Annotated in this window: 2 protein-coding genes and 2 pseudogenes; 1 reads left to right on the plus strand and 3 read right to left on the minus strand. The window is 49.0% G+C overall.

Going from position 1 to position 3,376, the window contains the following annotated elements:
* Positions 1-662: pseudogene (locus MFF40_RS26900) on the plus strand (transposase); the annotation flags it as partial.
* 40 nt (positions 663-702) lie between these two features.
* Here the strand turns inward: MFF40_RS26900 and MFF40_RS26905 are convergent.
* The 3 genes and pseudogenes from MFF40_RS26905 to MFF40_RS26915 form a co-directional block, all read right to left on the minus strand.
* Positions 703-1,098 carry a hypothetical protein gene (locus tag MFF40_RS26905; RefSeq protein WP_147899643.1) on the minus strand — a complete coding sequence of 132 codons (396 nt, stop codon included), beginning with the start codon at positions 1,096-1,098 and terminating at the stop codon, positions 703-705.
* A 152-nt stretch (positions 1,099-1,250) separates the two neighbouring features.
* Positions 1,251-2,243, minus strand: coding sequence for a glycosyltransferase family 8 protein (locus MFF40_RS26910; RefSeq protein ID WP_308447718.1), 993 nt, complete (start codon positions 2,241-2,243; stop codon positions 1,251-1,253).
* Between the two features lie 468 nt (positions 2,244-2,711).
* A pseudogene (locus MFF40_RS26915) lies at positions 2,712-3,376 on the minus strand (hypothetical protein); the annotation flags it as partial.

Here is a 3,376-nt window from a genome sequence, read left to right on the forward strand (position 1 = left end):
GGCATGCGCGAGCCGCAGCCGAGCATGCTCGATCCTTATCTCGGGCACCTGCATGCCGCCTGGATGAGGGGTGCGAGAACGCGACGCAGCTCTGGCGCGAACTTCAGGGTATCGGATTTGCCGGCACCGCGAAGCAGGTGCGTCGCTGGTTATCCGAGCGGCGCGCAGGCCCGGCTGGAATGACCATCCGGTCGCCGCCAGCAACAGCTGACATCCGTGTTGCGATCTCCACCGCATCACCCCTCGCCTCATCCAAGCAACTGTCCTGGTATCTCTTGCGTGAGCCCGAAGACCTCGACCCCGAGGCAGCCGCGGTCGTCGCGCGCGTCCTGCAGGATCCCGAAGCGGCCAAGGTCGTCGATCTCGGCCGCCGCTTCTGCCGGATCGTCCGGAGCCGCTCTCATCCGCCGCCATCGGGAAGATCGGATGTCGAGGCGTTCGATGAATGGCTGGGCGACGCCCAAAACTGCGGCGTCCGCATCGTCGAGAACTTCGCTGCCAGCATCGGTCAGGACGGAGACGCCGTGCGGTCCGCGCTGACACTCCCTTGGAGCAGTGGGCAGGCTGAAGGGCAGATCACACGTCTCAAGCTCTTGAAGCGCGCCATGTACGGCCGCGCCAACCTCGATCTCCTCCGCCGACGGTTCCTCGTCGCAGCCTGATCCACCAAACTTGGCGAAGAGTCACTTTCGAGGGGACAGGCTACCCTGGTGGTCGGTCTCTACGCGGATCCACCAACTTATGCCGTGATAGCGCCACCGCCATCAGGACTTTATCCACTATCTCACCGCAGGCGAGGATGCGTTTACGGCCGGTAAAGTCGTCTACACCAACCCAAACAACTTTACCGTCGACAAGCAACCCAAGGTCCGTTCCTGACTCGATTGCCACCCGGGCTGGACCTTCCACTTCACCCTGACCGAAAACTAATAGTTCAACGTCATCCAGCGCTTCTTCGCCAAACTCGCAATACGACGGGTGCAACTGTGTGTATTTAGCTGTCTCATCAAGGTTCAGACCACCATTAAACGCCTTATCGCCGAGAGCAACAGCATTCCAACAATTTTTCGTCTTGAGCTCAGAACTGGATCTGATCATCCAAGCTTTCGGACCAACGAACCAAATCTTAAATTTAAAATACTTAAATGTATGGCACAAACGATCTCATTATCGCTGGCAAGACGATTTCAGTGCTGAAAAATATCTATAACTGGATATTTTGATGAAAGCTGACCATGATTGATCCTCAATCAAAAACAGGCTTGAGCCTCCGCTCGTCGTAACGCATAAATGGTAGACGGACTCCGCCATACAGCGCCCTCTACGAGTTCAACGTATCGTTGACGGAGAATATATTTAATTCTCAGAGCGAAATTCAATTTGGGATACATGACACGAAACGATTTAGATCTGTCCATAAGTTGTTCATAGGGAGCGCACCAATCTTTAGTCCATGGAGCGAAATTGCCTTGCCAAGGTCGTGGATTTGACATGAAGTGACAGATACATGGCTCTATTTCCCGATCTAAATTAAAATTGAAGAAAAAAGCGGGAAAGTTCCACTTGAAGGAACCTTGTATGACGCAATTTCTTGCCACCACATTCAGGGGGTCTTGATCCGGGAATTGGAAGGATACTTTTGAATTCTTAATAAGCGAAAGAGAATCCTTACTAAAACTTTCCCAATCTGATTTACTAGCTAAGAGGACCCCTGAGTTAAAATAGTTTTTGTGGTCCGCTCTCGGTAATCCTATTGACGATAAATAATTTCTTCTATCTTGGTTCTTTCGAGTATCATTTTCGATAACTAAGCTCGCAGGATCAAGAACGGCCAAAATACTATTCCTCGTTATCTCGTGATTAATAAGTGCGTCAACACTCCCGACCAGCTGAGTGTCGCTGTCGATATAAAATACCTTGCGGTACTTCTGATCAATCACGCGGTCTATAAAAAATCTCGCGTAGTACATAGATAGGCCATCCCGCACCGAGGATGGAACGAGGATAAATATAATATTTTCCTCTGAACAAATTTCTTTAAACAGATCGGTAATCGAAGTACGATTGCCAAAGCAGATAATTAAAACATCGACCGATTCAGCTTGAATGCGTTGCCGCATTTGGGTCGCGCTCACCACCGCTGGCATCAGATACTTTTCGTCAACGGTATAACAACAGCATGTTGATTGCATCTTTGAAACCCAAACACCCACGAGGAGATAAAGCATGCTTCTAGTATTCATATCGTTTTGGTACTATATAAATACCAAATTCAAAACCCTGAATGTTAACAATGTCTAACTGATTGCGTATGAAAACAGTGGTTAACGTCAATTTAAGCATATATCAGCTCAGTATTAGACAAACGGAATATGAAGGCCGCTAAAAAACTAATAACGAAACTCTGACAATAAAATTTCTACAGCAAAGAAAAAAAATAAAGACGATGCCATTCTTAGCAATGGGCCCATTATGTCATGAGGAGGTTCTATCTGTCGACGCTGTATCCTGGGTGCAAGCTAATCACATTTGCGGGTGGATAGGCAAGGCCTTTGAGCGAAATCAATCTAATTCCCTCCTGACCACCTTACAATTTTTAACGCTTGATTAACATCGCACGTCGGGTTTTTTGATTTGGCAGACAACGCTGCAATAAACGACTATTAATTATTATTCCGGCAAACGACCCCCTCTTTGTCTTAAAGCTCGAATTACGAAACCATCCAATGGTCTTGGTGGAAAACAAATTGGTTCGCCGTTCCGGATGCGACCGAATACGTGCTACCGGCGATATTTGAGCCATTATGTGTAGCTCCGCCGACAAAAAGTTGCTGACCCGGGTCGGATGCATCGGCCAAAAGATGAATGGAGACGCTATGCTCACCTGCACTCCAATCGCCATGCACTGCAATAAGATCGCTTTGTCCAGCTGTGTAAGCGGCATGCGCGGTTAGAGTTCCGCCGACCTGTTTGCCGTCGACCGAAACCGTAAATTGAGCGTCAGCTTTATAAACAAATTCGCTGACTTTAAAGATTAATTGATCTGCACCAGTTCCGATACTCGTCGAAACCGGCGTTGTAGGACCATTCGAACTTACCGTGCCACTTGCAGGCAACGACGGACTTGAAGAAACTGGCGGCACAGTCGTTGCAGGCGATGAGGCATCGTGGAAAACGAATTGATCGGCAGCTCCGGATGAAACCGAATACGAACTTCCAGTAACACTTGAACCATTGTATGTAGCGCCGCCGACAAAAAGTTGCTGACCCGGGTCGGATGCATCGGCCAAAAGATGAATGGAGACGCTATGCTCACCTGCACTCCAATCGCCATGCACTGCAATAAGATCGCTTTGTCCAGCTGTGTAAGCGGCAT

The sequence above is a fragment of the Methylobacterium mesophilicum genome (assembly GCF_022179445.1).
Classification (GTDB): Bacteria; Pseudomonadota; Alphaproteobacteria; order Rhizobiales; family Beijerinckiaceae; genus Methylobacterium; species Methylobacterium mesophilicum.

What these genes read in the sequence shown, in the direction of transcription:
- MFF40_RS26905 (WP_147899643.1), bottom strand. Translation starts at nt 1,098, where the DNA reads ATGATCAGATCCAGTTCTGAGCTCAAGACGAAAAATTGTTGGAATGCT.
- MFF40_RS26910 (WP_308447718.1), bottom strand. Translation starts at nt 2,243, where the DNA reads ATGAATACTAGAAGCATGCTTTATCTCCTCGTGGGTGTTTGGGTTTCA.